Here is a 25,602-nt window from a genome sequence, read left to right as displayed (position 1 = left end):
AGCTACTTGTTAGCCACCACAGTTAGCCGCAACCACCGCCGCAGTATTTACAACTCCCGTAGCCCCGGTATAAGTCACGAGGCATGCAGCGGGCCCATTAACCTGCGTAACGGTACACACGCCGTTATTGCACGCGAAGTTGAAACCATCAGAAGACTGCAGCGCAGCCTGAATCCCCGCAGCATCTGCGGTCGGGAATCCGCTTCCAACTGCAACGGTAATCGGTTGAGGAGCCCCCGTCATGGGCACTGAATCCGCTAAGTTATTCCCCGTTGCGACATAGCGGGATTGAGCCAGAGCAACAGCAGAACGCATGCCACCGGCGATACCATTCATGGCAGCCATACGCGCATCTGTCGTGACGTTAATAAACCGCGGCAACGCCGTTGCCGCCAAGATGCCCAGGATGACGATGACAACGATCAGTTCGACCAAGGTGAAGCCGGATTGAGATTTGGTTTTCATGAATTCACTCGCGAAACGAAGCAATGATTACAGGCAGGCGTTGTTGGTAATTGCCACAACCGGGGGAGTAAGCACGTTGGTGCCGGCATTGAACGTTGCAGAGGTATAACTTAAGGTGCAAGTACCTGCGGTAACTCCCGGCACATCGATCGTAAGTTGGACGCCAGCCCCTGCGCCGCCCGCTGCTGCGCCAACGTTGTAATCCGGCGTAGCCCCCCCTATCAAAATTCCCGCGGCAGCAAGAATACCGTTGGCATCGGCAGTGGGGTATTGACTGATCAAGGTAATCTGAGCCCCTTCCATGTTCACCGCGCTCGCGGCATCCACCGGGCAGGCGGCTCCACCATTGGCGGCCTGGGCCAGACACGAAGCATGCGCCAGTGCGGCGGCGGCTCTGACGGCCCCCAACGCGCCATTGAGCTTGGCTTGCCGCGCCTGGACCTGCAGATTGGTGAAACGGGGCAGGGCCACTGCTGCCAGGATGCCCAGGATGATGATCACCACGATCAATTCGATCAGGGTGAAACCTGCCTGGCGGGAATGTCGGGGAAGGTTGATTTTCGTCATGAGAGACTCCTGTTGTATATCCAGCAACCGCCCGAGCAAGGCAGCGGACGACAGTTTAAGTAAGACTTGGTTCGATTATGACCCAAGATGACGGTGGAAACTGTGACCGAATGCCGCCCAAACGGATTTCACTGATCCAGGTCAGAAACCGGCGTCAAAGTCCGCGCGCGAACCAGCGGTAATCCTCCTGGGGCGCCAGCACCAAGCTGGCGAAGGGCTGGCCCGCGGCCACGGGGCGGCCGTCGCTGTCCTTGGGCTGCAGGTTGAAGGCGAGCAGGCCGTCAGGGGCACCTTCCAGGCTGTCCTGGTGACGGGCGCGATAAAGCACCTGGCGACGCTCCCGGTCGAAGGCCCAGCTGGCCGGGGGCGGCGTGGCGGTTTCGCCGGCATAGTTGACGGGGCGCTCCTCCAGCCAGTCGAAGGGGTTGCCGTCCGCCAGCCGGCGCAGCCGGGCCGGGTCCTGGGCGGCGGTGGCGGCGGCCACCTGGATGCGCAAGGCGAACTTGAGGCCGAGCAGGCTCTGCTCCATGGCCGCCCGCTCGGCCTGTTCCTGAAGCCGCCAGAAGCGGTCCAGGCCGAAGGTGCCAAGCACGGCGACGATGGCCACCACCACCAGCAGTTCGAACAGGGTGAAGCCCCGGGCCGGGCGGGGGATCAACCGCGTCATTTGATCGCCACCTTGCCCAGGTCCCACATGGGCAGGAAGACGCCCAGGGCGAGGATGAGCACCAGCACGCCGAGGAAGACGATGAGGATCGGCTCGATCTGCTGGGAAAGGGTCTTGAGTTCGTACTCGACCTCTTTCTGGTACATCTCGGCCACGTCCTGGAGCATGTCGTCCAGGGCGCCGGACTCTTCGCCCACGGCGACCATCTGCAACACCACCGGGGTGAACACGCCGGTGCCAGAAGCGGTGCGCAACAGGCTTTCGCCCCGCTCGACCCCTTCGCGCATGCGCTCGGCGCAGTGGGCGACGAAGCGGTTTTCCACGGTCTGCGCGGTCACGCCCAGGGCCTGGACCACCGGCACGCCGCTGCGCAGGGCCAGGGCCAGGCTGCGGGCGAAGCGGGCCAGGGTGGCCTTGAGGATGATCTTGCCAGCAATCGGAATGCGCAACTTCCAGGTATCCCACTTGAAGCCCCCGGCCTCGGTGCCGACCCAGCTACGGAAGGCGAAGGCGGCGCCGACGGCACCGGCGGCGAGCAACCACCACCAGTTCACCATGAAATCGGAAAAGCCGATCAGAATCCGGGTCATCAGCGGCAGTTCGGCGCCGAAGCCCTTGAACACCTTGGCGAAGGCGGGGATCACGAACAGGTTGATGACGACGATGGCCACGGCCATGGCGCTGACCACGAAGATCGGGTAGCGCAGCGCCGACTTCACCTGCTGGCGCATGAACTGCTCGAAGTCCAGGTGGTGGTAGAGGCGCTGGAAGATCTCTTCGAGCAGGCCGGTCAGCTCGCCGACCCGGATCATGGACAGGTAGAAGGGTGAAAAAGCCTTGGGATGGCGGGCCAGGGACACCGACAGCTCGCGGCCGGAATCGAGGCTTTCGCGCACTTCCTGGAGCACCTGCTTCATCGCCGGATTGGTGGAGGATTCCTGCAAGCCGGCCAGGGCGCGCATGATGGGCACCCCGGCCTTCATCAGGGCGTTCATCTGGCGCGAGAACAGCAGCAGGTCCACCGTGCGCACCTTGGGCCCGAAGGACAGGCGCGGCAGGCTCAGCCCCCCGCCCCCGCCCCCCGCGGCCTCGCGGATGTCGAGGGGTATCCGCCCGCCGGCGGCAATGGACTCGGCGGCGGCGGCGGCACTGGCCGCCTCCAGCACCCCTTGGGTCAACTCGCCGCCCGGCGCGCGGGCCTTGTAAGAAAACTTGGCCATGACGTCGCCCTAGCTCAGTCTTCGAACTGGTTGGAAACGCGCATCGCCTCTTCCAGCGTGGTCTTGCCCGCGTGGACCATGCGCAGCGCGTCGTGGCGCAGGGTCTCGCCGGCCAGTTGCCGCCGCGCGGCCAGGACGAAGGCGCCCGGATCGTCGGAGTTGGCGGCATCCACCAGCTCCTGGGTGATCTCCAGCACCTCGTAGACGCCGGTACGCCCCTGATAGCCGGTGCCGTTGCAGTGGGGACAGCCGCGCCCCTTCATGTAGCCGTTGTGGGAATCGCGCCCCTCTTCGAGGCGCAGCCATTCCCGCTCGCCCGGGGTGGGGTCGTGGGGGGTGGCGCAGGATTCGCACACCACCCGCACCAGCCGCTGGGCCAGCACCAGGTTGAGGGACATGGCCACCATGTAGCGCGGCACCCCCATGTCCATCAGGCGCACCGGGGTGGAGATGGCGTCGTTGGTATGCAGGGTGGAGAGCACCAGGTGGCCGGTCATGGCGGCGCGCATGCCGATCTCTGCGGTGTTCTGGTCGCGCATTTCGCCCACCAGCACCACGTCCGGATCCTGGCGCAGGGCGGAGCGCAGCACCCGCTCGAAGGTCAGGTCGATCTTGTCGTGCACCTGCACCTGGTTGATGCCGGGGAGCCGGTATTCCACCGGGTCCTCGACGGTGATGATCTTGCGGTCCGAGGTATTCAGCTCGTTGAGCGCCGCGTACAGGGTGGTGGTCTTGCCCGAGCCGGTGGGGCCAGTCACCAGGATCATGCCGGAGGGGCGCGAGATGGCCCGGCGCAACTTGTGCAGCACGCCCGGAGGCATGCCCAGGTTGTCCAGGCCGAGCAGGCCGGTGTTTTGGTTGAGCAGACGCATCACCACCGATTCGCCGTACTGGGTCGGCATGGTGGAGATACGCACGTCCACCTGGGTGTTGCGTACCTTGATGGCGAAGCGGCCGTCCTGGGGCAGGCGCTTTTCCGAGATGTCCAGGCCCGAGGTGAGCTTGAGGCGCAGGGCCACGGCGGTGGCGATCTTGGGGTCGGCCTCGGTCTGGATGTGCAGCACGCCGTCGATACGGAAGCGGATGCGCAGCTTGTCGGCCTGGGGCTCGATGTGGATGTCGGAGGCCCGGGTGCGCAGGGCCTCTTCGAACACCGTGTTGAGCAGCTTGACCACCGGCGCATCCTCGGCGCCGGTGCCGGCGCCGATCAGGTCGGAGAAGTCGGAGGGGCCGTCGGACAGCTCGGCCTGCAACTCCTTGGCCAGGCCGGAGATTTCCTCGGTGCGGCGGTAGAGCCGGTCGATGGCGGCGAGGAAGCCGCCCTCGGTGACCACCGCCAGTTCCACGTCGCGCTTGAGGATACGGGTCAGCTCGTCGTAGGCTTGCAGGTCGGTGGGATTGACGAAGCCGACCCGCACCCGGTCGCCCAGGTCCGCCAGGACGATGGCCCGATAGCGGCGCGCCTGGGCCTCGGGCAGCAGGCGCACCAGCGCCGGGTCCGGGCTGAATTGCTTGAGATCGACGTAAATGGCCCGCAGCTGCTTGGCCAGGGCCTGGGAAATGCCTTCTTCGGTGACGTAGGCGGCTTCCACCACCACCCGCCCGAGTTGGCGGCCGGTGCGTTTCTGCTCTTCGAGGGCGAGCTTGAGTTGTTCTTCGGTGAGGAGCCCCTGGCTCACCAGCAGTTCCCCGAGCCGGACCTTTTCCGGCCGGGCCATGGGCCTTGCGGCGATTTCCACCATGCGTACGTTTTCCCGGTCGTGACGGCACCATGACGGCCGCCTAAGCGGCCATTATTGCCGATGTACCCGCCAGCCCCTATGAAAAATTTAACCGACCCGCCGGAACCGCCCTGCCCCACTGCCCCCCTGGCGCTGGTGCTGGTGCATCCGGAAATCCCGCCCAACACGGGCAACATCATCCGTCTGTGCGCCAACACCGGCGCCGAACTGCACCTGGTGGAACCCCTGGGTTTCCGCTGGGCCGACAAGGACCTGCAACGGGCCGGCCTCGACTACCACGAACACGCCCGGGTGCAGCGCCACGCCGACTGGGCGGCCTGCAAGGCGGCCCTGGCCGGGCGGCGCCTGTTCGCCCTCACCACCAAGGGCAGCCGCCGCTACGACGCGCCGGACTTCGCCCCGGGGGACGCCTTCGTGTTCGGCCGGGAATCGGCGGGGCTGCCCGCCGACATCCTCGCCGAGTTCGCCCCGGACACCCGGCTGCGCCTGCCGATGCGCGCCGACAGCCGCAGCATGAACCTGGCCAACACCGCCGCGGTGATGCTGTTCGAGGCCTGGCGGCAGATCGGTTTTCCCGCCGGGGTCTGAGCCGGGGGGCGCCGCGTCAACACAGCGCGTCGCCGCTGCCAGCCGTACGACACCGCGCCGGCCTCGCCGCGGCGAGGCCGGGGGCGCAGGGAAAAGGGTACGTAGAAAGGGCGCGCGTAGAAAGGCTTCAAGGCCCCAAGCCCCAAAGCCCGACACTTTAATTTTTTTAATACTTCCTTAAAGGCGGCGCGCCAAACTCTAATACTGGCGCGGACCTTCGGTTTCTCACCGGCCGGACATATTAATTTTATTAATACATCATCCGACCAACTCGGCCCGCGCCGCCCAGGCAGGAAGGCCATGCCCGGGACGAAGGCGCAACCGGCGCGGGGCCGGCTCGCTCGGCGCACCGTGGAATCCCCGCGCGCCTTGCCTCGGCGCCGCCGCATCAGGAATGCGTGGCGCGGCCCTGGGCGGTCGAGGATGAACCTCTCAGAGGGTTTCGGGTTTGGGGTCCCGGGCCAGCAGGGTCTCGGCGGCGGCAGCCGGCGAGAGTTCGCCGCGCAGCACCGCGTCCACGGCGAAGGTGATCGGCATGTCCACGCCCAGGCGGCGGGCGGTGCGCGCCACCTCGGCGGCGGTGAGCACCCCTTCGGCCACGTGGCCCAGTTCGGCCAGGATCGCCTCCAGGGACTTGCCCGCCCCCAGGGCCAGGCCGACCCGGCGGTTGCGCGACAGGTCGCCGGTGCAGGTGAGCAGCACGTCGCCCATGCCGGCCAGGCCCATGAAAGTGTCGCGCTGGGCGCCCAGGGCCTGCCCCAGGCGGGTGATCTCGGCCAGCCCGCGGGTGACCAGGGCAGCCCGGGCGTTGTGCCCAAGGCGCAGGCCGTCGCTGATGCCGGTGGCGATGGCCAGTACGTTCTTCACCGCGCCACCCACTTCCACCCCAACCATGTCGCCGTTGGCGTAGATGCGGAAGCGGGAACCGTGCAGTTCCCGGGCCAGCCGCGCCGACAGGGCGTCGTCGGCGCTGGCCAGGGCCACCGCCGTGGGCAGGCCACGGCCCACCTCGTCGGCGAAGGAGGGGCCGGAGAGCACGGCACAGGGGGCGTTCGCCCCCAGGGTTTCGCCCACCACCTGGTGGGGTAGCAGGCCGGTGCCGGCCTCGAAGCCCTTGCACACCCAGACCACCGGGCGGGCCCCATGGGCGGCGAAATATTCGCCGAGCCGGGCGGTGGTGGGGCGCAGCCCGGCCACCGGGGTGGCCACCACCACGATGTCGGCGCCGGCCAGGGCGGCCTCCAGCGCGACATGGGGGGTGACGCCCGCGGGCAGGGTCACCCCGGGCAGGAAGCGGGCGTTCTCGCGGGACTGGGCCATTTCGCCCAGCAGGTCGGTTTCCCGGCCCCACAGGGCGACCGGGTGGCGCTCGGCGAAGGAGACGGCCAGGGCGGTGCCCCAGGCGCCGGCGCCGAGCACGGCAATCTTGGTCGGTTCGGTCATTTCTGTCGTGTAGGCGGCGGGGCGGGCCAGGCAGTGCAATCCTGGCCCGGCAGCACGGCGGCCGTTACAGGCCCCACACCTGGTTGGCGCGGATGAAGCCTTCCTGTCCGTCCCGGTGGCGCACTTTGGCCCAGCCGGCGGGGCCAACCGAAATCAGCTCCAGGGCCACCTTCTTTTCGGCGGTGAACACCACGCTGGCGGAGGCATCGGCCTCGGCGCGCACCTCGGCGCGGTCGGCGGTGACCTGCACGGTGCGGGTGTCGCTCAGGACACGGCGCTCGATCCAGGCCAGACCACCGTCGGCGTCCCGTACCTTGGACCAGCCTTCGAGGTTGACCACGGGTTCCACCGGGGTATAGCGGCGGATGACGAACAGGCGCTTGCCCTTGGTGGACGGGGCGTCGTAGAGGACCGCAGCTTCGTTCACCGAGCGGAATTCGGCGGCGGAGGCCGCCGGCACGACCGGGACCCCGAACCCGAGTTCGGCGACCAGCGCCAGCCCGAGGGCGGCACCGGTCACGAGCAGGCGCCGCCCTCGGGCGGACGCCGGGAAGCGGAAGGAGGTCGGTACGGTCATGGGGCGGACTCCGCGGCGGGGGTTATTGCAGGGAACCTTCGGCCTGCTCGGCCTGTTCCTGGAGGCGGGACATGTAGAGGGCCTCGAAGTTGACCGGGGCCAGGATCACCGGGGCGAAGCCGGCGCGGGTGGTGGCGTCGGACATCACTTCCCGGGCGTAGGGGAAGAGGATGTTCGGGCAGGCCACGGCCAGGAGGGGCTCGACCTGCTCTTCGGGCACGCCTTCGATGCGGAAGATGCCGGCCTGGGCCACTTCGACCAGGAAGGCACCCTTGTCGCCGCGCTTGGCGGTGACGGTGACGGTGAGGGTCACGTCGTAGAAGCTGTTACCCAGGCCCCGGCCTTCGGACTGGAGCTGGATCTCGACTTGGGGGGCCTCTTCTTCGAGGAACACTTCGGGGGCGCCCGGGACTTCGACGGAGAGGTCCTTGACGTAAATCTTTTCGATGGTGAAAGCCGCTTGCGCTTGTTCGGACATGATTTTCCTGAAACGGGAAGAATGAGGGATGAGGGGATGCGGACGTCAGTTCCCGGCCAGCAGCGGGTCCAGGCGGCCTTCCCGGTCGAGGGCGTAGAGGTCGTCGCAGCCGCCCACGTGGTAGTCGCCGATGTAAATCTGGGGCACGGTGCGACGGCCGGTGCGCTGCATCATTTCCTCGCGGCGCGCCGGGTCCAGGTCGACCCGCACCTTATCGATCTCGGTCACGCCCTTGTGGGCGAGCAATTGCTCGGCGCGCACGCAGTAGGGGCAGACGGCGGTGGAATACATCAGCACGCGGGGTTGAGCCATGACGGCAAATCCTTTCTCGGTCGGGGATGCCGCCGCGGTGCAGGTGCCCGCGGCGGTCGGTCGTTATTTCTTGCGGGCTACCGGCAGGCCAGCCTGGGTCCAGGCGCCGATACCGCCGGCCAGGTTCACCACCTTGGCGAAGCCGGCCTTCTTCAGCTCGCCACAGGCCTTGGCGGAACGCACTCCGGAGGCGCACACCGCCACCACGGTACGGTCCTTGAACTTGTCCAGCTCGGCCAGGCGCTCGCCCAGCTTGGCCACCGGGATGTTGCGGGCGTTGGGGATGTGCCCCTGGGCGAATTCGGCCGGATCGCGCACGTCGAGCACGATGGCGTCTTCCCGGTTGATCAGCAGGGTGGCGTCGGTGGCCGACACCTCGGCACCGCCCTTGCGCACGAAGCTCGCCAGCAGCATGCCGCCGGCCACCGCCGAGGTGGCCATCAGGGCCAGATTGAAGGGGTCTTTGAAGAACGGATCCACGAATGCTCCCGAAAAATCAGGGGGATGGGGAAAGAAAACAGGGGGGGGCAAAACCGGGCGAACCGGCCCGGTCACGCGGCGCGGCCGCGGCCCTTGGCCGGCGGCTCGCCGCAGAACACCTCGCGCATCATATCGATGAGTTGCAGGGTGCGGGCGTCGCCGATGCGGTAATACACCCGGTTGGCGTCCTTGCGGGTCAGCAGCACCGCCTTCTCGCGCAGGATCGCCAGGTGCTGTGAGATGTTGCTCTGGGAGGTGCCCACCGCCTCGACGATATCCTGGACGCACACCTCGCCGTCGCCGACCACGCACAGAATCTTCAGGCGCAGCGGGTGGGACATGGCCTTCAGGGCGCGGGCGGCCTGCTGGATATGCTCTTCCTTGTCGATCACGCTCAACACGGGGGCCACTCGCGACACTCTCCGGAAAGTTGCCAAGTCGCCGCGGGATGCGGCGAACTAGGGTTGCATTATAAAATAACCGTTTTCGCGGCGTTCCGTATTTGGTGACCCCCATTTGCGCCCCCGGTCTTTTGCTGCAAAACCGCTGGCCCGCCGGTTCCCCACGCCGTTTTCCGAACCACCCTTAGGACTTCCATGAAGAAAATCGTGCTGCTGCGCCACGGCGAATCCGCCTGGAACAAGGAAAACCGCTTCACCGGCTGGACCGACGTGGACCTCACCGAAAAGGGCGTCGAGGAAGCCAAGAACGCCGGCCGCCTGATGAAGGAAGCCGGCTTCGCCTTCGACATCGCCTTCTCCTCCGTGCTCAAGCGCGCCATGCGCACCCTATGGCTGTCCCTGGAAGAGATGGACCGGCTGTGGATTCCGGTACAGCGCTCCTGGCGCCTCAACGAGCGCCACTATGGCGCCCTGCAGGGCCTCAACAAGGCCGAAACCGCCGCCAAGTACGGCGACGACCAGGTGCTGGTGTGGCGCCGCAGCTACGATACCCCGCCCCCGGCGCTGGAATTCGACGACCCCCGCCACCCCCGCTTCGACGCCCGCTACGCGCCCCAGTACTCGGGCATGTCGCCGGAGCACCTGCCCATGACCGAGTGCCTCAAGGACACCGTGGCCCGCTTTGTCCCCTACTGGGAAGACACCATCGCCCCGGTGGTCAAGAGCGGCAAGAGCGTCATCGTCGCCGCCCACGGCAACAGCATCCGCGCCCTGGTGAAGTACCTGGACAACATCTCCGACGCCGACATCGTCGAGCTGAACATCCCCACCGGCATCCCCCTGGTCTATGAGCTGGACGACGAGACCCTGAAGCCGATCCGCTCCTACTACCTGGGCGACGCCGAAGCCGCCGCCGCGGCGGCGGCCGCCGTGGCCAACCAGGCCAAGGCCAAGTAAGCCCCCCCCGTGAGCCCCGCCGCCCACCGCCCGCGCCCGCGGGCGGCCGCTTTTCTGCCCCCCCTGGCCGCCGCCCTGCTGGCAGCCGGGCTGGGGCTCGCCCCGGGCGCCGGGGCCGCGCCCGCCGCCCCAGCCGCCAAGGCCAAGGCGGCGGCGCCCCAGAAAGAACTCGAAGCCAAGCAGGCCGACCTTTCCGACCTGCGCGGCAAGATCGACGGCCTGAAGAAGGACCTGGCCAGAACCGAGGAATCCCGAGCCGACGTGGCCGACCAGCTGAAGGCCTCGGAGCAGGAAATCTCCAAGCTCTCGGCCCGGCTGCGCGACCTGGCCGGGCAACGGGGCCGGGTCGAAGCCGACCTGGCCGCCCTGTCCCGGGAATCCAAGGACCTGGAAGGGCTGCTCGCCCGCCAGCAGGCGGCCCTGGCCGCCCTGTTGCAGCGTGAATACCAGGCCGGCCGGCTCCAGGCCGACGACGACGCCCTGCGCCTGCTGCTGCGCGGCGAAGACCCCAACCAGCTGTCCCGGGATTTCTACTACCTGGGCGCCCTGGCCCAGGCCCGGCGCGACTGGCTGGCCCAGATGGAAGGCACTCTCAGGCGCAAGCAGTCCCTGGCTGACGAAACCCGGGACCGGGCCGCGGAACTTGCCCGGGTCGAGGACAGCCAAAGGGAAGAGCAAGCCAAGCTGGCCAAGGAACGCCAGGCCCGCCAGAGCAAACTCGACGCCCTGGCGCAAAAGGTCACGGCCCGGCGCAAGGAGTTGGGCAGCCTGACCCGGGACGAGCAGCAGTTGTCGCGCCTCGTGACCGGCCTGAACCGGGTGATCGCCCAGCAGGCCGCCCAGGAAGCGGCACGGCGCAAGGCCGAGGAAGAAGCGCGCAAACGCGAGCAGGCCAAGGCAGCGGCAGCCGCCCGAGCCAACGCCGGCAAGGGCAAGACGGCCCGCCCGGCGGAGGAAAAGCCCGCCGCCAAGCCCAGCGGACTCGCCAATGCCCGGGAACCTGAAGCGGTCGGCGGCGGCGGCAGTTTCGCCAGCCAGCGCGGCAGCCTGCGCCTGCCGGTGAAGGGCAGCGTGCTGAACCGTTTCGGCGCCAGCCGCGGCGAGGGCGGCACCTGGAAGGGCCTGTTCATCCGGGCCGGCGGCGGCAGCGAGGTAAAGGCCGTGGCCCAGGGCCGGGTGGTGTTCGCCGACTGGATGCGCGGTTTCGGCAACCTGCTGATCGTGGATCACGGCGGCACTTACCTGACCATTTATGGCAACAACGAAGCCCTCCTGAAAAAGGTGGGCGACGCCGTGAAGAGCGGCGACCCGATCGCCACCGTGGGCAACAGCGGGGGCAATCCGGAAACCGGTTTATACTTTGAGCTCCGTTATCAGGGGCAACCCCAGGACCCGCTGCGCTGGGTCAATCTTCGTTAGGAGAAGCAGGTGAACGGCATCCCCCAGGCAAACGACAACCGTCACGTCGGCGGCAAACGCTGGAAAACGGCGGGACTGGTGGCGGGCGGGTTTCTCGCCGGCGCCCTGCTGAGCCTCAACCTGTCCGCCCTGGCCGAAAAAGGCGCCAAGGAAGGCCTGCCGGTCGAGGAACTGCGCACCTTCGCCGAGGTGTACTCGGCCATCAAGCAGGGCTACGTGGAGCCAGTGGAGGACAAGAAGCTCATCACCAACGCCATCTCCGGCATGCTCTCCAACCTGGACCCCCACTCCACCTACCTGGACCCCGAAGCCTTCAAGGAATTGCAGGTGGGCACCCAGGGCGAATTCGGCGGCCTGGGCATCGAGGTCGGCATGGAGGACGGCTTCGTCAAGGTCGTCTCGCCGATCGAGGACACCCCCGCTGCCCGCGCCGGACTCAAGGCCGGCGACCTGATCGTCAAGCTCGACGACACCCCGGTGAAGGGCCTGACCCTCAACGAGGCGGTCAAGCGCATGCGCGGCAAGCCCAAGACCAACATCACCCTGACCGTGGTGCGCAAGGGCGAGCAGAAGCCTATCGTCGTCACCCTGACCCGGGAAGTGATCAAGGTGCAGAGCGTCAAGGCCAAAGCCCTGGAAAACGGCTACGGCTACATCCGCGTCACCCAGTTCCAGGAAAACACCACCCAGTCGGTGGCCAGGCAGCTGGCCGAACTGAGCAAGTCCGGCGACCTGAAGGGCTTGGTGCTCGACCTGCGCAACGACCCGGGCGGCCTGCTCAACAGCGCCGTGGGCGTTTCCGCCGCCTTCCTGCCGCCCAAGGCCCTGGTGGTGTCCACCGACGGCCGGGTCGAGGACGCCAAGCACAAGTACTTCGCCTCCCCCGAGGACTACAACCGGGGCACCAAGGACGACGCCCTGAAGGGCCTGCCCGCCAGCGCCAAGACCGTGCCCATGGTGGTGCTGGTCAACGGCGGCTCGGCCTCGGCCTCGGAAATCGTCGCCGGCGCCCTGCAAGACCACAAGCGGGCGGTGGTGATGGGCACCCAGTCCTTCGGCAAGGGCTCGGTGCAGACCGTGCTGCCTCTGCCCCAGGGCGCCGCCATCAAGCTCACCACGGCGCGCTACTACACCCCGTCGGGCCGCTCGATCCAGGCCAAGGGCATCGTGCCGGACATCGTCGTCGAGGAAACCCCCAACGGCGAAGCCCACGACCGTATCCGCGAGGCCGACCTGGAACGCCACCTGACCAACGACAAGGACAAGGAAGCGGCCAAGGACGCTGCCAAGGCCAAGGACGGCAAGGATGCCGCCAAGGACAATGGCAACAACGGCAAGGAAGCGCCGAGCCTGGCGCCTTCCGAATTCGGCGGCAAGAACGACTGGCAGCTCAACCAGGCGGTCAACCTGCTGAAGGGCCTGGCGATCATGCAGCCCAAGGCGGTGAGCAGCACCCAGTAAGCAACAGCAACGGGCGGCGCCCCGGAAGCCCGGCCACACCGGCCGGGCCGGGAACGACGGCGAGGAGGGAACGATGGTCAGCGAACATGCACATCCGGATCTCACCAAGAAACGGGAAATCCTTTTCGCCAAATTCCCACCGGGCCAGGTGCCCGAGGCAGCGGACCACCTGGCCCGCCAGCCCAACCTGAGCGCCACCCCGCTGCTGCCGCAGCGCAGCGTGGCGGTGCGCTACCAGCTCACCGACCACACCCTGAAGGGCCTCGAAGCGGATCTGACCGACCGGGGCTTCCATCTCGACAACACCCTCTACAGCAAGCTGGTGCGCGCCCTCGTCTATTACGTCGAGGACACCCAACTGCACAACCTGGGGGTGCCGGAAAAGCGCCTCAAGCGCGCCCACGAAGCCTACGTGCACGCCTGGGAGCAGCACCCCCACGGCGACCACGACGACACCCCGCCGGAGTGGCGGGAATACAAATAACCCCGCAATGACCGACGCCGAACTCGTCCGCTACAGCCGCCACATCCTTCTCAACGAAATCGGGGTCGAAGGCCAGGAACGCATCCGCCAGGGGCGGGTGCTGATCATCGGTGCCGGCGGCCTGGGCAGCCCGGCCGCCCTCTACCTGGCCGCCGCCGGGGTGGGCACCCTGACCCTGGCCGACGGCGACACGGTGGACCTGACCAACCTGCAACGCCAGATCCTGCACCGGGAGGACCGGGTCGGCCAGGCCAAGGCCGAATCCGGCCGTCAGACCCTGGCCGCCCTCAACCCGGACGTGCGGTTGCGCCCCATCGTCCAGCGCTTGCAAGGCGACGCCCTGGACGCGGAAGTGGCCCAGGCCGACGTGGTGCTCGACTGCTGCGACAACTTCGCCACCCGCCACGACGTGAACCGGGCCTGTGTCGCCGCCGGCGTGCCCCTGGTATCCGGCGCGGCGGTGCGCTTCGACGGCCAGTTGAGCGTGTTCGACCCGCGCCAGGAGGCGAGCCCCTGCTACCACTGCCTGTTCCCCGAAGGCGAGGATGTGGAGGAAGTGCGTTGCGCGGTGATGGGAGTGTTCGCCCCCCTGACCGGCATCATCGGCACCCTGCAAGCCGCCGAGGCCTTGAAGCTGCTGGCCGGCTGCGGCGAGCCCCTGGTGGGCAAACTGCAACTGTTCGACGGCCTGACCAGCCAATGGCGCACGGTGCGGGTGCCCCGAGATCCGGATTGCCCGGTATGCGGGCAGCGGGACCGCTGACAACGGTGGTGCCCGTGGCCTACTTAGGCCGACGGATAGCACGGTAGATTTTCGGCTCGTTGCCCGCAAAGGCACGCCAGTAGCCGATCTTCAGAATGACCGCCTGAGATAGGGCGTCAATGCTCGATCTCCGGAACACATACCCGGAGATTGGCTCTGGGCGCGGCGTTCGGGGCAACATCATTTTGCCCATTCCCCTTAGGCAATGCCCGAGTGATGCATCGCTCCGACGGGGCAGCCAAACCAAGCCCCGGGAACCTCGCCCCTCAGGCGAAGCGGGCGACGATACGGGTATCGACCCCCAGCTGGCGTCGGTCCACCACCGCCAGGCGGCGCTGCTCGGTCAGGTCGGCGAGTTCGGGCAAGGTCAGCAGGCCGTTGGCGGTGTCCCCCAGCAGGGTCGGGGCCTGGTAGAGCAGCAGTTCGTCGGCCAGCCCCTCGCGCACGAAGGAGCCGGCCAGCTTGAAGCCGGACTCCACGTGCAATTCATTGACGCCGCGCCGCCCCAGTTCGTCCATCAGGGCCGCCAGGTCCACCTTGCCCCTGGCGTTGGGCAGGCTGACCACCTCGCCGCCCACCGCCCGCAGCGCGGCCACGGCCTCGGCATGGGCCGCCAGGTCCACGGCGCAGGCCACCAGCACCGCAGCGCCATCGAACAGGGCCGCCGCAGGCGATAGCTCCAGACGGCTGTCCACCACCACCTTCCAGGGCTGACGGGAGGTATCCACGTCCCGCACCGAGAGGCGCGGGTCGTCGTCCTTGACTGTGCCGATGCCAGTCAGCACCGCGCAGGCCCGGGCGCGCCAGCGGTGGCCGTCGCGCCGGGCGTCGGGGCCGGTGATCCACTGGCTGACGCCGTTGGCCAGGGCAGTACGCCCGTCCAGGCTGGAGGCCAGCTTGACCCGCACCCAGGGCCGGCCACGCTCCATACGGGCGACGAAGCCGACGTTGAGTTCCCGGGCTGCGCTTTCGAGCAGCCCGCAGGCGGTGGCGATGCCGGCGGCTTCCAGCCGCGCCAGGCCGCGCCCGGCCACCAGGGGATTGGGATCGGCCATGGCCGCCACCACCCGGGCCACGCCAGCCGCCACCAGGGCGTCGGCACAGGGCGGGGTGCGACCGTGATGGGAGCAGGGTTCCAGGGTCACGTAGGCGGTGGCGCCCCGGGCCGCCGCGCCGGCGGCGCGCAGGGCGTGGACCTCGGCATGGGGCTCGCCGGCCCGCTCGTGCCAGCCTTCGCCGACGATGGCGCCGTCGCGCACCAGCACGCAACCGACCCGGGGATTGGGGGCGGTGGTCCACAGCCCCCGTTCGGCCAGGCGCAGGGCCCGGGCCATGTAGTCGTGGTCGGCGGCGGAAAAGACGGAGGCGGGGGTCGGCATCGTCATGGGCGGTGCGGATGCGGAAAAAAGAGAGGGGAACAGCGGGGCGGGCGGCGTTGGACCTTGCGGCTAACCCATATCACGGGGCACGCCAAACGCTCGCCCCCTGGCGGCGGCACAGAAGCCGCCGCAATGCTCAGCCTTGTTCGCGCGTACGCTTGCCAGCGCCTTCCTTGGCGCCGGTCTGGCCGTTGTTGGGATCGGCCTTGGAGACCTCGCGGATAACCCGGGAGAACTCGCCCACGTCCTCGAAGTTGCGGTACACCGAGGCGAAGCGGATGTAGGCCACCTTGTCGAGCTTCTTCAGCTCGTGCATGACCATCTCGCCTAGTTGCTCGGCGGTCACCTCCCGGTCGCCGAAGGCGAGCAGGCGGGTTTCGATGCGGGCGATGGCCTCGTCCACCGACTGAGCCGTCACCGGCCGCTTGCGCAGGGCCAGGGCCATGCTCGCCACCAGCTTGTCCCGGTCGTAGTCGACCCGGGTGCCGTTGCGCTTGACCACCTGGGGCATGCGGATGTCGGCCCGCTCGAAGGTGGTGAAACGCTTGTCGCAGGTCAGGCAGCGGCGGCGGCGGCGCACCTGATCCCCGTCCTCGTTGAGACGGGTATCGACCACCGCCGTTTCTGGCGCTCCGCAGAAGGGACACTTCATCGGGATTCAGCCGGGCGGGAAGCACCGCTCCCCGCCCAGGGCCCTATCAGGCGCCGTAGACCGGAAACTTGGCGCAGAGCTTGGCCACGTCGCCGCGCACCCGCTCCAGCACCGCCTCGTCGTTCGGCGCGTCGAGCACGTCGGCCACCAGGTGGGCGATCTGCTCGGCCTCGATCTCGGTGAAGCCGCGGGTGGTCATAGCCGGGGAACCGATGCGGATGCCGGAGGTGACGAAGGGCTTCTCGGGGTCGTTGGGGATGCCGTTCTTGTTGACCGTGATGTGGGCGCGGCCCAAAGCGGCTTCGGCTTCCTTACCCGTGATCTTCTTGGCGCGCAGGTCGATCAGGAAGACGTGGGACTCGGTACGGCCGGAGACGATGCGCAGGCCACGCTCTTCGCCCAGCACCTTGGCCATGACGCGGGCGTTGTTGATCACCTGCTCCTGGTACTTCTTGAACTCGGGCGAGGCCGCTTCCTTGAAGGCCACGGCCTTGGCGGCGATGACGTGCATCAGCGGGCCGCCTTGCAGGCCGGGGAAGATGGCGGAGTTGAGGGCCTTTTCGTGCTCGGCCTTCATCAGGATCACACCACCGCGGGGGCCGCGCAGGGTCTTGTGGGTGGTGGAAGTCACCACGTCGGCGTGGGGCACCGGGTTCGGGTAGTAGCCAGCGGCGATCAGGCCGGCGTAGTGGGCCATGTCCACCCAGAAGATGGCGCCGACTTCCTTGGCGATCTTGGCGAAGCGCTCGAAGTCGATGCGTAGGGCGTAGGCAGAGGCGCCGGCGACGATGATCTTGGGCTTGTGCTCGCGGGCCAGGGCTTCCATCTTGTCGTAGTCGATCTCTTCCTTCTCGTTGAGACCGTAGGAGACGACGTTGAACCACTTGCCGGACATGTTGAGGGCCATGCCGTGGGTGAGGTGGCCGCCTTCGGCCAGGCTCATGCCCATGATGGTATCGCCGGGCTTGGCGAAGGCCATCAGCACGGCCTGGTTGGCCTGGGAACCGGAATTGGGCTGGACGTTGGCGGCTTCGGCGCCGAACAGCTTCTTCAGGCGGTCGATGGCGAGCTGCTCGGCCACATCCACGTACTCACAGCCGCCGTAGTAGCGCTTGCCCGGATAGCCTTCGGCGTACTTATTGGTGAGCTGGGAGCCCTGGGCTTCCATGACCGCGTGGGACACGTAGTTTTCAGAAGCGATCAGCTCGATGTGGTCCTGCTGGCGGCGATTTTCAGCTTCGATCGCTTGCCAGAGTTCGGGATCCACTTTCGCCAGGGTGTCGTGCGAGGAGAACATCGAATAGCCCTCAAACCATTGAAAAAGGGGCGAATTGTACCATGCCGGCCCGCCCCGCAAGGCCCGTCAGCCCGGTAACTCGTCCAGGCTGACCTCGGCCAGGTGGGCGGTCTGGGCCCAGGGGCCGATGGTCCATTGCCCATCGCGCCGGACCAGCCAGTTGATGCCGGCGTTGGGAATGAGGAAGTCCCGGGGGGCGGACAGGGCCAGCCCCCGGGCGAAGCGGTTGAGGATGTCGAGAACCCCGCCGTGGCTGACCAGGATCAGCCGTTCGCCCGGGTGGGCCGCCGCCAGCGTCTCCAGGCAGGCCACCACCCGGGCGTGAAAGGCGTTGAGGCTCTCGCCGCCGGCGGGCATCGGCACCTCCGGGATGCGCCGGGCGAACGCCTCGTAGGCCTCCGGATAGGCCGCCTGGGCTTCTTCGTAGGTCAGTCCCTCGAAGCCGCCGTAGCAGCGTTCGCGCAGGGCAGTCTGCCGCGTGGGCGCCAGCCCGGGCAAGGCAGCGGCAATCAGGTCGGCGGTGCGGGCGGCCCGCTCCAGGTCGCTCGACACCAGGCGAGTGAAGGGGCGCTCCGCGTGCTGGCCGGCCAGATAGCGCCCCGCCGCCACGGCCTGGCGTTCGCCCAGGTCGTTCAAGGGGATGTTCCGGTGCCCCTGGAGGCGCCGTTCGGCGTTCCAGGTGGTTTCGCCGTGGCGAACGATGCAGAACTCCGTGGAAAGCGGGGTGGTCATGGTGAGATTCCAGAAAACGGAGGGGCGTCGCCAAACATGGACAAGTCGATTTTTCGAGACGCCATATAAAGACTCGCTAACTTACCACAAGGCATGGCGGAACAAGGAGTTACGCATAATGAACGGCGATTATGCCCTGGGGAATTTATGCAATAATTGCCCGGCTTTTTCGAGAGCACGCACTGGCCGCCGTTTCGGCATGCCATGTGTATTGAATCCGGCCACAAGCCGGGCTTTTCCACCGGGCCCAAGATGCCCGGATAACTAAAATCCACACACCATCCAGGAGGAGTCTGTGAACTTACTGCTCAAGTTGTCGCGTCTGATCGACGCGCTCAACGAGCGTGTCGGCCGGAGCATGATCTGGCTGATTCTGCTCTCGGTCATCATCAGTGCCGGCAACGCCGTCGTGCGCAAGGCCTTCAACTACAGCTCGAACTGGCTGTTGGAAGTCCAGTGGTACATGTTCGCCGCCGTTTTCCTGCTCTGCGCCGGCTACGCGCTCAAGCACAACGCCCACGTGCGCATCGACGTGGTCGCCGGCCGCTTTTCCCATCGCGCCCAGGCGTGGATCGACATTCTCGGCACCCTCGTGTTTCTCATGCCCATGGCGGTCATGACCCTATGGCTGTCCTGGCCGTTCTTCACTCTCGCCTTCACCACCGGCGAAATGTCGTCCAACCCCGGCGGCCTGATCCGCTGGCCGGTGAAACTGTTCGTTCCCCTGGGCTTCGCCCTGCTGATCCTGCAAGGGGTGTCGGAGCTGATCAAGCGTATCGCCTTCCTCCAGGGCAAGGCCGACGATCCCTACGCCAAGGATGAAGGCCCCAGCGCCGAGGAGCAGTTGGCCGCCCACATCAAAGCCACGCAAGGGGGGGACGCCTGATGGACTTCATCGCTCAAAACATGGCGCCGATCATGTTCGGCTGCTTGGTGCTGTTCATGCTGTTCGGCTACCCGGTGGCCTTCGCCCTGGCCGCCAACGGCATCATCTTCGGCTGGATCGGCATCGAGCTTGGCCTGCTTCACCCGGCCCTGTTCCAGGCCATGCCGGAGCGCATCTTCGGCATCATGAACAACGACACGTTGCTCGCCATCCCGTTCTTCACCTTCATGGGCCTCATCCTGGAGCGCTCGGGGATGGCAGAGGATCTGCTCGACACCATCGGCCAGCTGTTCGGGCCGATCCGCGGCGGCCTGGCCTATGCGGTGATCTTCGTCGGCGCCCTGCTGGCGGCCACCACCGGCGTGGTGGCGGCGTCGGTGATCTCCATGGGCCTGATCTCACTGCCGATCATGATGCGCTACGGCTACGACACGCGCCTGGCCTCCGGCGTCATCGCCGCCTCGGGCACCCTGGCCCAGATCATTCCGCCGTCCCTGGTGCTGATCGTAATGGCCGACGCCCTCGGCCGCTCGGTGGGCGACATGTACGAGGCCGCCCTGCTGCCGGGCCTGGTACTCACCGGCCTTTACGTCGGCTATGTGCTGATCGTGACCCTGGTCAAACCGGGCGCGGCCCCCGCCCTGCCGGCGGAAGCCCGCACCAAGCGGGGCATGACCTTGTTCGTGCACGCCATGCTGGTGATGGTGCCGCCCCTGCTGCTGATCTTCCTGGTCCTGGGCACCATCTTCCTCGGTATCGCCACCCCCACCGAAGGTGGCGCCATGGGCGCGGCCGGCGCGCTGATCATGGCCCTGCTGCGCAAGCGTCTGTCCTTGGGGCTGCTCAAGCAGGCCATGGAAGCCACGGCCCGCCTGACCACCTTCGTGGTGTTCATCCTGGTCGGTGCCCGGGTGTTCTCCCTAACCTTCTACGGGGTGGACGGCCACGTCTGGGTCGAGCACCTGCTCACCGACCTGCCGGGCGGCCAGATCGGCTTCCTGATCGTGGTGAACGTGCTGGTCTTCCTGCTGGCCTTCTTCCTCGACTTCTTCGAACTGGCCTTCATCGTCGTCCCGCTGCTCGGCCCGGTGGCCGAAAAGCTGGGCATCGACCTGATCTGGTTTGGCGTGCTGCTCGGGGTGAACATGCAGACTTCGTTCATGCACCCGCCCTTCGGCTTCGCCCTGTTCTACCTGCGTTCGGTGGCGCCGAAGTCGGTGAAGACTTCCGACATCTACTGGGGAGCCGTACCGTTCGTGCTGATCCAGGTGATCATGGTCGGCCTGATCATCACCTTCCCCAACATCGCCAGCTACGGCGAGGGTCATGACGTCTACCACAGCAACCAGAGCCAGGAAGCCCCGACCGAGCTTCAGCTGAACCTGGACGACGTGGAGCACAACGAGCAATCGACCCAGCAGGACGACAACGCCCTGCTCAAACAACTGCAGGGCGGCGAAAGCAAGTAACCACGCCAACAACCTGCCTGGGGCCCGCGCACTGCGCGGGCTTTTTCTTAGGCGTTGGCCCGGCACCCCAAGGCGCCGGGCTAACGTCATGCGGGGCGTTCCAACGCTCAGACGAACATCGTGGCGAGCACCATGTCGATCAGCTTGATCCCGATGAACGGCGCGATCACGCCGCCGAGGCCGTAGATCAGCAGGTTGCGCGACAGCAAAGCCTGAGCCCGCTCGGCCCGGTACTTCACCCCCTTCAAGGCCAAGGGGATGAGGAACACGATGATCAGGGCGTTGAAGATCACCGCCGACAGGATCGCCGTGGTCGGGCTGTAGAGCCCCATCACGTTGAGCGCCCCCAGGGCGGGATAGGTGGCCACGAAGGCGGCGGGGATGATGGCGAAATACTTGGCCAGATCGTTGGCCACGCTGAAGGTGGTCAACGCGCCGCGGGTCATGATCATCTGCTTGCCGACCTCCACCACCTGCATCAGCTTGGTCGGGTTGCTGTCCAGGTCCACCATGTTGGCCGCTTCCTTGGCTGCCTGGGTGCCGCTGTTCATGGCCACCGCCACGTCCGCCTGGGCCAGGGCCGGGGCGTCGTTGGTGCCGTCGCCGGTCATGGCCACCAAGTGGCCGCTGGCCTGGTAGTCGCGGATCAGGCGCAGCTTGTCCTCGGGCGTTGCTTCGGCGAGGAAATCATCCACCCCGGCCTCGGCAGCGATCGCTGCGGCGGTCAGGTGGTTGTCGCCAGTGATCATGACGGTCTTGACCCCCATCTTGCGCAGCTCGGCAAAGCGCTCCTTGATGCCGCCCTTGACGATGTCCTTGAGCTCGACGACGCCGAGCACCCGGTCGTTGTCGCAGACCACCAGGGGGGTCGCCCCGCGGCGCGACACGTCGTTGACGCGGGTTTCCACCTCCGGAGGAAAGACACCGCCCAGGCCCTCGACGTGGGCGCGGATCGCCGAGGCGGCGCCCTTGCGGATCACCTGCCCGGCGATGTCCAGACCGCTCATCCGGGTGCGGGCGCTGAAAGGAACCGCCACGGCTCCCGCCAGGGGAAGGGCGCGGATGCCGAACATGTTCTTGGCCAGCACCACGATGGAACGGCCTTCCGGGGTTTCGTCCGCCAGCGAGGCCAACTGCGCCGCCTGGGCCAGGTCGTGGGCGCCAACGCCGGGGGCGGGGATGAATGCGGTGGCCTCCCGGTTGCCCAGGGTGATGGTGCCGGTCTTGTCCAGCAGCAGCACGTCCACGTCGCCAGCCGCCTCGATGGCCCGGCCCGACGTCGCCAGGACGTTGGCGCGGATCATGCGGCTCATGCCGGCAATGCCGATGGCCGACAGCAAGGCGCCGATGGTGGTGGGAATCAGGCAGACCAGCAGGGCGATCAGCACCGTGATGCTGACCATCGACCCCGCCCCACCGTTGAGCAGGACGCTCATGTAAGAGAAGGGCATCAGGGTGACGCAGACCAGCAGGAAGACGATGGTCAGCGCGATCAGCAGGATCGACAGGGCCACCTCGTTGGGGGTCTTGCCGCGCTTGGCGCCTTCCACCATGGCGATCATGCGATCCAGGAAGGCCTCACCCGGATTGGCGCTCACCCGGACGATGATCCAGTCGGACAGCACCCGGGTGCCGCCCGTCACCGACGAGAAATCGCCCCCCGATTCGCGGATCACCGGGGCGGATTCGCCGGTGATGGCGGATTCGTCCACCGAGGCCACGCCGTCGAGGACCTCGCCATCGGCCGGAATGACCTCGCCGGCCTTGACGAGGACGATGTCCCCGATGCGCAGCTTATCGCTGCCCACCGACCAGGACTGGCTGGAGAGGCTGGGCTCCTTGAGCATCCGCGCCACCACCTGCTGGCGGGCGGCCCGCAGGGCGTCGGCCTGGGCCTTGCCCCGCCCTTCGGCCATGGCCTCGGCCGCGTTGGCGAACAGCACGGTGAACCATAGCCAGCAGGCGACGGCGCAGATGAAGCCCGCCGGCGCATCCCCTGCGCCGCCCAGGGCCTGGAACCAGAGGATGGTCGTGACGATGCTGCCCAGGTAGACCACGAACATCACCGGGTTCTTCCACTGGATGCGCGGACTGAGTTTCTTGAACGACTCGGCCAGAATGGCGCGCCACTGCATCGGCTTGGCCGTGGCGGCGGGCAGCCGGCCGGAATGGGTAAGGGTTTGAGTGTTCGACATGAATAGACTCCGATTACCGCGCTGCGCCAGTTGTCCCGGCGGCGACCTGGGCGGCATCCAGGGCAAGGTTCAGGTTCAGGACGTTGACGCGCGGTTCGCCAAAGAGGCCGAGCTGGCGGGGCGTGGCCAGCCGGTCGACCAGGTCCAGCACATCCTTCCTGGCGATGCCCCGGGCCTGGGCCACGCGCCCGGCCTGGAGGCGGGCGTTGGCGAGCGAGATGTCCGGATCGAGGCCGGACGCGGAGGCCGTGACCGCATCGACCGGTACCGGATCGGCCGCGGAGAGGAGGTTTTCCTTCCGGTAGGCGGCAACCCGTTCATTGACCTGATCCAGCAGCTTTTTGCTGGTTACGCCCTGGTTGCTGGCGCCACTGTTCGCGGCGTTATACGGCTGATCGACCGTCTTGCTCGGGTCTTCGGGATCGGCGCCGGTGGTGGCGCTCGGCCGCGGGTGGAAGTACTCGGGCCGTTCGAAGTGCTGCCCGATCAGCGCCGAACCGACGGCGATGCCGTCCCGTTCGATCAGGCTGCCGTTGGCCTGGGCCGGAAACAGGACGCCCGCCACGCCGGTGGTGACCAACGGATAGCCAAGGCCGGTGACGGCCATGAAGAGGATGGCCGACACGATGGCAGGGCGGAGGAGCCCCTTGCCATGGGCCAGAGAGGGCGTGGAGTGAGAAATATCGTTCATGAAACCAGCTCCTAGAACAGAGTGCCGCCGAGCATGTGCAGGTGCTCGACAATGGGGCCGAGCGCCAGCGCCGGGAGGAAGGTCAGGCCGCCAACCACCAGGTTCACAAAAACCAGCAGGCAAACGAAGGTGAGGTTGGAGGTCGACAGCGTCGCCGCGCTTTCCGGCACGCTCTTCTTGGCCGCCAGGCAGCCCGCAACCGCCAGCATGGGGAGCAGTGTCAGGAAACGGCCGATCAGCATGGCAAAGCCGATGGTCGTGTTGAGGAACGGGGTGTTGGCGTTGAAACCGGCAAAGGCCGAACCGTTGTTGGCGGTGCCGGAGGTGTAGGCGTACAGCACTTCGCTAAAGCCGTGTGGCCCCATGTTAGCCAGGCTTTCCATCGTGGCCGGGACGACCGCGGCCAGGGCGGTGAACCCCAGGATGCTGAACGGATGGGCCAGCACGGCGAGCATGACGTACTTCATTTCCCGGGCTTCGATCTTCTTGCCGAGAAATTCGGGGGTGCGCCCGATCATCATGCCCACTAGGAAGACCGTGAGGATGGCGTAGGTGATCAGGTTGATCAGGCCGACCCCTTCTCCACCGAAGACGTTGTTGAGCATCATCTGGGCGATCGGCACCAGGCCGCCAAGGGGCGTGAACGAATCGTGCATCGAATCCACCGAGCCCGTGGTCGCCGCCGTGGTCACCGTTGCGAACATGCTGGTCTGGGCGATGCCGAAGCGCATCTCCTTGCCCTCCATGTTGCCGCCGGGATGATCCGCCGAGACGCGTTGATCCACGCCGGCCTGGGCAAAGAACGGGTTGCCACTCTGCTCGGCGTTGTAGACCAGCGCCAGGAAGCCGACGAACATCACCAGGAAGGCCGCGAAGAAGGCCCAGCCTTGCCGCCGTCGGGCGATCATCAGCCCGAAGGTGTACGTCAGCGCCGAGGGGATCAGCAGCATGCTCAGCATGTGCAGAGTGTTGGTCAGCGGGGTCGGGTTCTCGAACGGGTGGGCCGCATTCATGCCGAAGAAGCCGCCGCCATTGGTGCCGATGTGCTTGATGGTCTCGAAGCTTGCGACCGGCCCGAGGATCAGTTGCTGGTGGGCGCCTTCAAGCGTGGTGACCCAGGCATCGGCCCCGAGCGTCTGAGGCATGCCCTGCCAGACATAGACGAGCGCCATGAAAAAGCACAGGGGCAGCAGGACACGGTAGATGACCCGGGTGATGTCCACCCAGAAATTGCCGATGTCGCCGCCACTCTTGCGGCCCAGGCCACGCATGAATGCACCGGCCGCCACCAGTCCAGTCGCCGCGCCGACGGTCATCAGGAAAGTGATCGCCGCCATCTGGGAGAAGTTGGACAAGCTGCTTTCGCCGGAATAGGCCTGCCAGTTGGTGTTGGTGATGAAGGATGCGGCCGTGTTGAAGGCTAGGTCCGGGGTCTGGGAGTCACGCCCCAAGGCATCGAACGGCAAAAAGCCCTGGACGCGCAGGATCAGGTAGCCAAGCAGCATCATTGCCGCATTGCTCAACAGCAGTGCCAGTCCGTAGCGCGACCAGGACATGGCCTCGTCCGGGCTGATCCCCAGCAGGCGGTACGTCCAACGCTCCGGCAGCGCATGGTGCGGCGACGTGAACACGTGGGCCAGCCATTTCCCCACGACCGCGACCAAGGCCGTCATGACGGCCAGGATTACGATGAATTGAATCAGGTTGCTGAACATAGGATGGCGCTCTCAAATCTTGGTCAGACCGACAACGAATCCCGCGGTCGACATGAAGAAGGCAAGTGTGAGCAAAACGAAAACCAGGTCGCTCATGGTGGTCACCGGATATTCTTTGTGGGACGAAGATCAAAACCGCTCGGGCTTGATCAGGGCATAGAAGAGATAAGCAAACAACGCTGCAGACGCGATTCCCGACAGCCAGAACATAGCTGTTTCCATTCTTTTTCCTTTAGACGAGCTGGGCACAATCGCCGGCCCCGGCATCTCATCCGCCAAGGTGGCAATCTCGCATTTGGCAAGGCTCAAGCAGCCCACAAACTCATGTTTATGCGAGGCTGTTATCGTATGGAGAAGGGAATCAAATCAGCATCAAATTGCAGTGGAGCGGTGTATAGGCAATATAAAACCTATTCGAACCTCAAAAGTATTACCTCTGCTGAGGCCCTCGCAATTGCCGCTATCGAGTGACTGCATGGCGCATGCAAACGCGTTCTGGTCGGAACATGGGCTGCAGCCGGTTTCGCTGACACCTTGTTAAGGTGGAAGATGAAACGGGAGG

General features: G+C 66.6%; 27 protein-coding genes. 8 read left to right on the top strand and 19 right to left on the bottom strand.

The annotated features are described in order from the left end of the window. Positions 1 to 9: 9 nt before the first annotated feature. The 5 genes from V7Z98_RS10765 to V7Z98_RS10745 all read right to left on the bottom strand — a co-directional run bounded on the left by V7Z98_RS10765 (position 10) and on the right by V7Z98_RS10745 (position 4,661). Positions 10 to 465 carry a pilin gene (locus tag V7Z98_RS10765; protein ID WP_334157970.1) on the bottom strand — a complete coding sequence of 152 codons (456 nt, stop codon included), beginning with the start codon at positions 463 to 465 and terminating at the stop codon, positions 10 to 12. A gap of 27 nt (positions 466 to 492) precedes the next feature. Next, positions 493 to 1,032 (bottom strand): prepilin-type N-terminal cleavage/methylation domain-containing protein, encoded by a 540-nt coding sequence (locus V7Z98_RS10760; RefSeq protein WP_334157969.1) that lies wholly within the window; start codon positions 1,030 to 1,032, stop codon positions 493 to 495. A gap of 154 nt (positions 1,033 to 1,186) precedes the next feature. Then, positions 1,187 to 1,699: a prepilin-type N-terminal cleavage/methylation domain-containing protein gene (locus V7Z98_RS10755; RefSeq protein WP_334157968.1), complete on the bottom strand. Its 513-nt coding sequence runs from the start codon at positions 1,697 to 1,699 to the stop codon at positions 1,187 to 1,189. Next, complete coding sequence (locus tag V7Z98_RS10750; RefSeq protein ID WP_334157966.1) at positions 1,696 to 2,919, bottom strand: type II secretion system F family protein; 1,224 nt, start codon at positions 2,917 to 2,919, stop codon at positions 1,696 to 1,698. The genes V7Z98_RS10755 and V7Z98_RS10750 overlap by 4 nt, the downstream gene beginning before the upstream one ends. Before the next feature lie 14 nt (positions 2,920 to 2,933). Continuing rightward, entirely contained in the window at positions 2,934 to 4,661 is a 1,728-nt protein-coding gene (locus V7Z98_RS10745) for a GspE/PulE family protein (RefSeq protein ID WP_293265925.1), read from the bottom strand. Positions 4,662 to 4,739: 78 nt separating this feature from the next. Here V7Z98_RS10745 and V7Z98_RS10740 point away from each other — a divergent pair, with 78 nt between their 5' ends. Further along, positions 4,740 to 5,249 (top strand): tRNA (cytidine(34)-2'-O)-methyltransferase, encoded by a 510-nt coding sequence (locus V7Z98_RS10740; RefSeq protein WP_334157965.1) that lies wholly within the window; start codon positions 4,740 to 4,742, stop codon positions 5,247 to 5,249. Between the two features lie 432 nt (positions 5,250 to 5,681). Here the strand turns inward: V7Z98_RS10740 and V7Z98_RS10735 are convergent, their stop codons facing one another. From V7Z98_RS10735 to V7Z98_RS10710, 6 genes are all read right to left on the bottom strand, one after another. Beyond that, positions 5,682 to 6,692 (bottom strand): NAD(P)H-dependent glycerol-3-phosphate dehydrogenase, encoded by a 1,011-nt coding sequence (locus V7Z98_RS10735; RefSeq protein WP_293265929.1) that lies wholly within the window; start codon positions 6,690 to 6,692, stop codon positions 5,682 to 5,684. 64 nt (positions 6,693 to 6,756) lie between these two features. After that, positions 6,757 to 7,269 (bottom strand): SH3 domain-containing protein, encoded by a 513-nt coding sequence (locus V7Z98_RS10730; RefSeq protein WP_293265931.1) that lies wholly within the window; start codon positions 7,267 to 7,269, stop codon positions 6,757 to 6,759. Between the two features lie 22 nt (positions 7,270 to 7,291). After that, complete coding sequence (secB, locus tag V7Z98_RS10725) at positions 7,292 to 7,747, bottom strand: protein-export chaperone SecB (RefSeq protein ID WP_293265933.1); 456 nt, start codon at positions 7,745 to 7,747, stop codon at positions 7,292 to 7,294. 45 nt (positions 7,748 to 7,792) lie between these two features. Further along, a complete protein-coding gene (grxC, locus tag V7Z98_RS10720) occupies positions 7,793 to 8,059 on the bottom strand; it encodes a glutaredoxin 3 (protein ID WP_442951834.1) in 267 nt (88 codons plus the stop codon). Between the two features lie 63 nt (positions 8,060 to 8,122). Then, the gene (locus V7Z98_RS10715) at positions 8,123 to 8,539 is read right to left on the bottom strand and encodes a rhodanese-like domain-containing protein (RefSeq protein ID WP_293265935.1); all 417 of its coding nucleotides are present in this window, start codon (positions 8,537 to 8,539) and stop codon (positions 8,123 to 8,125) included. Between the two features lie 71 nt (positions 8,540 to 8,610). Continuing rightward, on the bottom strand, positions 8,611 to 8,949 hold the full coding sequence (locus V7Z98_RS10710) for an ArsR/SmtB family transcription factor (RefSeq protein WP_442951833.1): 339 nt from the start codon (positions 8,947 to 8,949) through the stop codon (positions 8,611 to 8,613). A 186-nt stretch (positions 8,950 to 9,135) separates the two neighbouring features. Here V7Z98_RS10710 and gpmA point away from each other — a divergent pair, with 186 nt between their 5' ends. From gpmA to V7Z98_RS10685, 5 genes are all read left to right on the top strand, one after another. Continuing rightward, positions 9,136 to 9,897 (top strand): 2,3-diphosphoglycerate-dependent phosphoglycerate mutase, encoded by a 762-nt coding sequence (gpmA, locus tag V7Z98_RS10705; RefSeq protein ID WP_334157962.1) that lies wholly within the window; start codon positions 9,136 to 9,138, stop codon positions 9,895 to 9,897. Between the two features lie 9 nt (positions 9,898 to 9,906). After that, the gene (locus tag V7Z98_RS10700) at positions 9,907 to 11,316 is read left to right on the top strand and encodes a murein hydrolase activator EnvC family protein (RefSeq protein ID WP_334157961.1); all 1,410 of its coding nucleotides are present in this window, start codon (positions 9,907 to 9,909) and stop codon (positions 11,314 to 11,316) included. 18 nt (positions 11,317 to 11,334) lie between these two features. Beyond that, positions 11,335 to 12,777 (top strand): S41 family peptidase, encoded by a 1,443-nt coding sequence (locus V7Z98_RS10695; protein WP_442951837.1) that lies wholly within the window; start codon positions 11,335 to 11,337, stop codon positions 12,775 to 12,777. 73 nt (positions 12,778 to 12,850) lie between these two features. Then, complete coding sequence (locus V7Z98_RS10690) at positions 12,851 to 13,261, top strand: hypothetical protein (protein ID WP_293265943.1); 411 nt, start codon at positions 12,851 to 12,853, stop codon at positions 13,259 to 13,261. A 7-nt stretch (positions 13,262 to 13,268) separates the two neighbouring features. Continuing rightward, positions 13,269 to 14,024 carry a HesA/MoeB/ThiF family protein gene (locus tag V7Z98_RS10685; protein WP_293265945.1) on the top strand — a complete coding sequence of 252 codons (756 nt, stop codon included), beginning with the start codon at positions 13,269 to 13,271 and terminating at the stop codon, positions 14,022 to 14,024. A 266-nt stretch (positions 14,025 to 14,290) separates the two neighbouring features. On the opposite strand, the gene ribD is transcribed toward V7Z98_RS10685, so the two are convergent. The 4 genes from ribD to V7Z98_RS10665 all read right to left on the bottom strand — a co-directional run bounded on the left by ribD (position 14,291) and on the right by V7Z98_RS10665 (position 18,084). After that, positions 14,291 to 15,409 (bottom strand): bifunctional diaminohydroxyphosphoribosylaminopyrimidine deaminase/5-amino-6-(5-phosphoribosylamino)uracil reductase RibD, encoded by a 1,119-nt coding sequence (ribD, locus tag V7Z98_RS10680; protein ID WP_334157960.1) that lies wholly within the window; start codon positions 15,407 to 15,409, stop codon positions 14,291 to 14,293. Between the two features lie 130 nt (positions 15,410 to 15,539). Beyond that, a complete protein-coding gene (gene nrdR / locus V7Z98_RS10675) occupies positions 15,540 to 16,055 on the bottom strand; it encodes a transcriptional regulator NrdR (protein ID WP_293265950.1) in 516 nt (171 codons plus the stop codon). A 46-nt stretch (positions 16,056 to 16,101) separates the two neighbouring features. After that, the gene (gene glyA, locus V7Z98_RS10670; RefSeq protein ID WP_293265952.1) at positions 16,102 to 17,352 is read right to left on the bottom strand and encodes a serine hydroxymethyltransferase; all 1,251 of its coding nucleotides are present in this window, start codon (positions 17,350 to 17,352) and stop codon (positions 16,102 to 16,104) included. Positions 17,353 to 17,418: 66 nt separating this feature from the next. Beyond that, the gene (locus V7Z98_RS10665) at positions 17,419 to 18,084 is read right to left on the bottom strand and encodes a histidine phosphatase family protein (protein WP_334157958.1); all 666 of its coding nucleotides are present in this window, start codon (positions 18,082 to 18,084) and stop codon (positions 17,419 to 17,421) included. A 295-nt stretch (positions 18,085 to 18,379) separates the two neighbouring features. Here V7Z98_RS10665 and V7Z98_RS10660 point away from each other — a divergent pair, with 295 nt between their 5' ends. Further along, on the top strand, positions 18,380 to 18,970 hold the full coding sequence (locus V7Z98_RS10660; RefSeq protein WP_293265956.1) for a TRAP transporter small permease subunit: 591 nt from the start codon (positions 18,380 to 18,382) through the stop codon (positions 18,968 to 18,970). Further along, positions 18,967 to 20,439 (top strand): TRAP transporter large permease, encoded by a 1,473-nt coding sequence (locus tag V7Z98_RS10655; RefSeq protein ID WP_293265970.1) that lies wholly within the window; start codon positions 18,967 to 18,969, stop codon positions 20,437 to 20,439. The genes V7Z98_RS10660 and V7Z98_RS10655 overlap by 4 nt, the downstream gene beginning before the upstream one ends. Positions 20,440 to 20,546: 107 nt before the next feature. Here V7Z98_RS10655 and kdpB read toward each other — a convergent pair whose 3' ends face one another. The 4 genes from kdpB to kdpF form a co-directional block, all read right to left on the bottom strand. Next, positions 20,547 to 22,634: a potassium-transporting ATPase subunit KdpB gene (kdpB, locus tag V7Z98_RS10650; protein WP_334157957.1), complete on the bottom strand. Its 2,088-nt coding sequence runs from the start codon at positions 22,632 to 22,634 to the stop codon at positions 20,547 to 20,549. A 13-nt stretch (positions 22,635 to 22,647) separates the two neighbouring features. After that, on the bottom strand, positions 22,648 to 23,325 hold the full coding sequence (gene kdpC, locus V7Z98_RS10645) for a potassium-transporting ATPase subunit KdpC (protein ID WP_334157955.1): 678 nt from the start codon (positions 23,323 to 23,325) through the stop codon (positions 22,648 to 22,650). Positions 23,326 to 23,336: 11 nt separating this feature from the next. Then, positions 23,337 to 25,040, bottom strand: a complete 1,704-nt coding sequence (gene kdpA, locus V7Z98_RS10640) for a potassium-transporting ATPase subunit KdpA (protein WP_334157954.1) — start codon at positions 25,038 to 25,040, stop codon at positions 23,337 to 23,339. 129 nt (positions 25,041 to 25,169) lie between these two features. Beyond that, on the bottom strand, positions 25,170 to 25,349 hold the full coding sequence (gene kdpF, locus V7Z98_RS10635) for a K(+)-transporting ATPase subunit F (RefSeq protein ID WP_293265964.1): 180 nt from the start codon (positions 25,347 to 25,349) through the stop codon (positions 25,170 to 25,172). Positions 25,350 to 25,602: the final 253 nt, after the last annotated feature.

The organism is Oryzomicrobium sp., assembly GCF_036820405.1.
Classification (GTDB): Bacteria; Pseudomonadota; Gammaproteobacteria; order Burkholderiales; family Rhodocyclaceae; genus Oryzomicrobium.
Note: the sequence above shows the minus strand (reverse complement) of the source record. Positions and strands in the feature narration are given on the sequence as shown.

Coding starts and splice junctions, on each gene's coding strand:
- V7Z98_RS10765 (WP_334157970.1), bottom strand. CDS start 465: ATGAAAACCAAATCTCAATCCGGCTTCACCTTGGTCGAACTGATCGTT.
- V7Z98_RS10735 (WP_293265929.1), bottom strand. CDS start 6,692: ATGACCGAACCGACCAAGATTGCCGTGCTCGGCGCCGGCGCCTGGGGC.
- V7Z98_RS10755 (WP_334157968.1), bottom strand. CDS start 1,699: ATGACGCGGTTGATCCCCCGCCCGGCCCGGGGCTTCACCCTGTTCGAA.
- ribD (WP_334157960.1), bottom strand. CDS start 15,409: ATGACGATGCCGACCCCCGCCTCCGTCTTTTCCGCCGCCGACCACGAC.
- V7Z98_RS10690 (WP_293265943.1), top strand. CDS start 12,851: ATGGTCAGCGAACATGCACATCCGGATCTCACCAAGAAACGGGAAATC.
- V7Z98_RS10760 (WP_334157969.1), bottom strand. CDS start 1,032: ATGACGAAAATCAACCTTCCCCGACATTCCCGCCAGGCAGGTTTCACC.
- V7Z98_RS10750 (WP_334157966.1), bottom strand. CDS start 2,919: ATGGCCAAGTTTTCTTACAAGGCCCGCGCGCCGGGCGGCGAGTTGACC.
- grxC (WP_442951834.1), bottom strand. CDS start 8,059: ATGGCTCAACCCCGCGTGCTGATGTATTCCACCGCCGTCTGCCCCTAC.
- kdpB (WP_334157957.1), bottom strand. CDS start 22,634: ATGTCGAACACTCAAACCCTTACCCATTCCGGCCGGCTGCCCGCCGCC.
- V7Z98_RS10740 (WP_334157965.1), top strand. CDS start 4,740: ATGAAAAATTTAACCGACCCGCCGGAACCGCCCTGCCCCACTGCCCCC.
- gpmA (WP_334157962.1), top strand. CDS start 9,136: ATGAAGAAAATCGTGCTGCTGCGCCACGGCGAATCCGCCTGGAACAAG.
- nrdR (WP_293265950.1), bottom strand. CDS start 16,055: ATGAAGTGTCCCTTCTGCGGAGCGCCAGAAACGGCGGTGGTCGATACC.
- kdpA (WP_334157954.1), bottom strand. CDS start 25,040: ATGTTCAGCAACCTGATTCAATTCATCGTAATCCTGGCCGTCATGACG.
- secB (WP_293265933.1), bottom strand. CDS start 7,747: ATGTCCGAACAAGCGCAAGCGGCTTTCACCATCGAAAAGATTTACGTC.
- V7Z98_RS10685 (WP_293265945.1), top strand. CDS start 13,269: ATGACCGACGCCGAACTCGTCCGCTACAGCCGCCACATCCTTCTCAAC.
- kdpC (WP_334157955.1), bottom strand. CDS start 23,325: ATGAACGATATTTCTCACTCCACGCCCTCTCTGGCCCATGGCAAGGGG.
- V7Z98_RS10730 (WP_293265931.1), bottom strand. CDS start 7,269: ATGACCGTACCGACCTCCTTCCGCTTCCCGGCGTCCGCCCGAGGGCGG.
- V7Z98_RS10745 (WP_293265925.1), bottom strand. CDS start 4,661: ATGGTGGAAATCGCCGCAAGGCCCATGGCCCGGCCGGAAAAGGTCCGG.
- glyA (WP_293265952.1), bottom strand. CDS start 17,352: ATGTTCTCCTCGCACGACACCCTGGCGAAAGTGGATCCCGAACTCTGG.
- V7Z98_RS10665 (WP_334157958.1), bottom strand. CDS start 18,084: ATGACCACCCCGCTTTCCACGGAGTTCTGCATCGTTCGCCACGGCGAA.